Source organism: Steroidobacter sp. (assembly GCF_016790065.1).
In the GTDB taxonomy this organism is placed as follows: domain Bacteria; phylum Pseudomonadota; class Gammaproteobacteria; order Steroidobacterales; family Steroidobacteraceae; genus Steroidobacter.
The window spans coordinates 1-4447 of record NZ_JAEUPY010000713.1 but is presented as its reverse complement, the minus strand read 5'-3'; the positions used below and the strand labels follow the sequence as shown (position 1 = coordinate 4447).

Genomic DNA, 4447 nt, shown 5'->3' with positions numbered 1-4447 from the left:
GGCACCATGTCCACTTTTCGCGCGCCAACGCTCTTAGGCCGTTGGATGGGTGGGTCAGCGGTAGGGCTAGATGTCAGCTAAGCGCCAACAAAGCTTCGTAGCGGCGATCGCCGTACGGTATGGACTCCGGTTGCGGCGGTTCTTGTCGGCGCGTCTGCGTAACAGTGCCGACGTGCCGGATCTGGCCCAGGAAGTGTTCTTGCGGCTGTTACGCGTCGAGCATCACGAGGCGATCCGTAGCCCGGAAGCTTACCTGTTCACCGTCGCCAGCCACGTCGTTCATCAACACACGTTACGGCAATCGTCGTTGCCGGTGCTGGTGGACGTTGCTGAGATCTTCACGGACCTGCAACTCACGTCCGGCGACGATCCGATTGCCAACGTCGAGATTCAGCAACGCATAAAGGATCTGGAGCGCGCCTTGGCCGAACTCCCGCCGCGAGTCTCGACCACTCTCTTATTACATCGCTTTGCCGGCTATTCCATCGAAGAAATCGGTAACGAGCTGGGCGTGGCTCGGCGGACCGCGAAAAAGTACTTGGCGCAGGCGCTTCTGCACTGTCGCAACGTCCGTGAGCAGACGAGTGAGGACGCTCGATGAAAACTACCGGAGGAAAATCCGAGTTGAGTCAGGAAGCGCTGGCGCAGGCGGCCGATTGGCTGGTCGAGTTTCGGGTCGACGACGTGGATGCGACGGCTCGCGAAGAGTTCAACGCTTGGCTGCGACGGTCGCCGCAGAATGTGCAGGCTTACCTGGAGATCGCGCGGACCTATGCCGAACTGCCGGCGATCAATCCCAGCGGTGTGGTGGATGCGGAAGCACTCATTGCCTACGCGCGGTCCGATGCGAATGTTGTCTCGTTGCCGAGTACACCGGCTGTTGGTCCGGCCATGCTGGCGGCGCCGACGCAGAGAGTTCGGCGCAGAGGAGGGCTGGCGATCGCTGCGTCGCTGCTGCTGGCAGTCGTTGGCGCGCTTACCTGGTCGCAGTTCCGAGGCGATAGTTACTCGACCGATTTTGGTGAGCAACGGTCGATCACGCTGACGGATGGTTCCACCATCGATCTCAACGCGCGCACGCGCATTCGCGTGAGCATGAAGGACGATGAGCGGCTTGTTGAATTGCTGGACGGTCAAGCGCTGTTCAAAGTCGCGAAAGACAAGGCGCGGCCCTTCATCGTTCGCAGTGACGACACTCAGGTACGCGCCGTCGGCACGCAATTCGATGTGTACCGTCGCAAGAGCGGCACTACGGTCACTGTGTTGGAAGGGCGGGTGGCGGTCATGCACTTGGGTGAGTCATTCGACGAGGTCTCTTCGGGAAGCGCCCGTCCGATAGAGCCTCCAGCCAAGAACTCAACGCTGCTGCTCGGCGCCGGCGAACAGGCCACGATTACACCGGAAAGCGTTCCGACGCCGGTGCAGGCCGACGTCGCGGCTGCGGTCGCGTGGACGGATCGTCTGATTATTTTCGATGGCTCGCCGTTGACGCAGGTGGTGGAAGAGTTCAATCGCTACAGTCGACGTCAGTTGGTGATCCGCGACGCCAGTCTCGCAACGTTCCATATCAGTGGCGTCTATTCTTCGAGCGATCCAGCGTCGCTGTTGCGCTTCCTGCGTGCTCAAGACGGCATCGACGTCGTCGAGACCGAGACGGAGATCCGGATCTCGGCGAAGTGAATGCGGCTCATGATTTTTTCAGCATGTCCACTTTTGGAGGCACAGCGCTCTATAGCACCCATCAGTCCGCCGTGGTGGCAGACGGTTACAACAAGCCTCGTCAGAGGCAGGGGAGCCATAGTGCGCACGAGTATTCTTTCCGCGGCCATTTGTTTGTCTCTGGTGGGCCTGTCGACTGCGGCTGACGTCAAAGCGGCAGTACGACGCACGACTCATATCTCGGCGCAGGGGTTGGGACCAGCGCTGCAAGAGCTCGCCAGGGATCATGGCTTCCAAGTGTTGTATCGAACCGAAATCATCGGTGGTGCGCGCACTGTCGGAGCAGCAGGCGATCTGACGGCAACAGAAGCACTGACTCAGTTGTTGAGCGGCACTGGGCTCACGTTTCATTACCTGGACGATTCCACCGTCACCATCGTGGACGAATCAGCAGCGACCTCGTCGAATGGATCGCAACCATCGCCAACCAAAGTCGATGAACTCGCCGAGGTAGTCGTCACTGGCTCTCGCATCCGCGGCGCGCAGAACTCAGCGTCGCCGCTCGTCACGTTCGAGCGCGAAGACATTGCTCGCACCGGGCTCGGCTCGACCGAAGAGTTCATGCGAACGATCACTCAAATCTTTACCGGGGGCGCATCGGCGAACACGGTGGTGGGCGTCGGCGGGTTTGGCGGCGAAGGCGCCACGAACAATACAGGCGCTGGCACCGGGCTGAACCTGCGCGGCTTGGGCACCAAATCGACCCTGGTCTTGCTGGACGGCAATCGCCTCGCGCCCACCGGATTGGGCCAGGCCGTCGACATCTCGGTGATTCCTTTGTCGGCGCTGGAACGTATCGACGTGCTGACCGATGGCGCGTCTGCCATTTACGGCGCGGACGCTGTGGGTGGCGTTGTGAATTTCATCACGCGCAAGAATTTCGAGGGCAATGAAACCCGGTTGCGCTATGGCATGGCGACTCGCGGCGAGCCTGATAACTACCAGGCCACCCACACCTTCGGGCATCGCTGGGATTCCGGCAACGTGATGCTGACCGGCGATTTCAGCGAGGCCTCGAAGCTCCAATCGCGTGATCGGGCTTTTACTGCGACGGTGCCTTCACCGACTGACCTGGTAGGTGCGCAAACCCGGCGCAGCGCCTTGCTGTCCGTGAACCAGCGGCTCGGCGAAGGTTTGGAGTTGTATGGCACTTCGCTCGCGAGCAAGCGTGAGAACACTCAGAACCTGAGTTACGGCTACATCTACGACATGCAGTCTTCGGTTCGCGTGCTCAGCGGCACGGCGGGTCTGCGGATGGATCTAGCCGGTGGCTGGCAGGCGGATTTTTCCGGCAGCTATGGCGGAACGCGCACCGACTATCTCGGCGTCACACGGCTGCCGTTCGTCACCAGGAATAACTTCGTCGGCCATGCGTCGTCGTCCACAGTGGAAGCGCAGGCCGATGGCGCTTGGTTCGAGCTGCCGGGTGGTGAAGCACGAGTGGCGTTGAATGGCCAGTTTCGCCACGAGACCTTCAAAACAGTCGCCCTGGTCCGGCCCACGAATGAAACTCTGACGCGCAATGTGGGTGCTGGTTCTTTCGAAATGCTGTTGCCATTTGTCGGGCGGCGCAATGCACGGCCCGGAATCGCAGCGTTGGAGGCGACCCTCGCGGCTCGCTACGAGCAATACAGTGACTTCGGCTCTTCCACGAACCCGAAGGTTGGGCTGCTGTGGATGCCGACACCCAACTTCAGCGTGCGCAGTACCTATGGCACTTCATTCCGCGCACCGCTGCTTTGGGAATTGGCCGACAAAGCCTACACAGGGGTGCAAACCGGGCGGTCAACGGATCCCACTTCCGCGACCGGCTACACTTATTTCGTCTATCGCTCTGGCAACAATGCAGACCTCAATCCGGAAGAAGCCAGCACCTGGACGGTCGGTTTGAGCTTCGCAGACAAGCAGGCTGCCGGCGTTTCCGCTGCCATCAACTATTTCAGTATGGACTTCCAGGATCGGATCGCCGCTCCGATCCCCAGCGAATACTTCAGCTCGGTGCTGTCCCGAGAGGGGGCTTACAGCCAGATGATCGAACGCAGTCCGGCGCTGGCCGACGTGATTGCGTTGTTTAACACGCCGGGCTTTTACGATTCGAGAGGACTGACGCCCTCAGACATCGGTGCAATCGTGGACAACCGGCTGCGCAATACCACGCGCCGCAAAGTGGACGGCATCGACTTCGATGTTTCGTGGCGAGGTGAACTCGGCGCGGGCTCGATAGTTTCCAGTCTTTCGGGCACGCGGCTGCTGAACCTGACCGATCAGGCGACCTCGACGACTCCGGAGATCGAGCTGCTCAATACGGTTTACTACCCGGTGCAGTTGCGGTTGCGCGGCTCGTTGTCGTGGCAACGTGCGCAGTGGGACCTGGGCACCTCCGTCGACTTCACCGATAGCTATCGAGACGTCCGGACCGTGGCGCCTTATTACGGCCCCGCCACGCGCAGCCGGGTTAGCTCCTGGACGACAGTGAATTTGAACGTGGCGTATCGCGTGCCTGAAACAGCGGCGGGCTGGTTCGGTGGCACGCGGTTGTCGCTGAGCGCTCAGAACCTTTTCGATCGCGATCCGCCGTTCGTTGCCGGCGTCGAAGGATTGAATTTCGACCCGACCAACGCTTCGGCGATGGGACGCTTCGTGGCCATCGAGGTGGGCAAGCAATGGTAATCGCGGCTGCTCTGCTCTCATTACTGACGCTCACGCCAGAAAATCTCAACGCTGAGAC

3 protein-coding genes are annotated in these 4447 nt (G+C 60.6%); all 3 read left to right on the top strand.

From position 1 onward, the window contains the following. Window positions 1–70 precede the first annotated feature (70 nt). The 3 genes from JNL55_RS29285 (at window position 71) to JNL55_RS29275 (ending at window position 4389) form a co-directional block, all read left to right on the top strand. Window positions 71–601 carry an RNA polymerase sigma factor gene (locus JNL55_RS29285; protein WP_293862990.1) on the top strand — a complete coding sequence of 177 codons (531 nt, stop codon included), beginning with the start codon at window positions 71–73 and terminating at the stop codon, window positions 599–601. Continuing rightward, complete coding sequence (locus JNL55_RS29280; protein ID WP_293862988.1) at window positions 598–1680, top strand: FecR family protein; 1083 nt, start codon at window positions 598–600, stop codon at window positions 1678–1680. Before JNL55_RS29285 ends, JNL55_RS29280 begins: the two co-directional genes overlap by 4 nt. 120 nt (window positions 1681–1800) lie before the next feature. Further along, entirely contained in the window at window positions 1801–4389 is a 2589-nt protein-coding gene (locus JNL55_RS29275) for a TonB-dependent receptor (protein WP_293862986.1), read from the top strand. The last annotated feature ends 58 nt before the right edge of the window (window positions 4390–4447 follow it).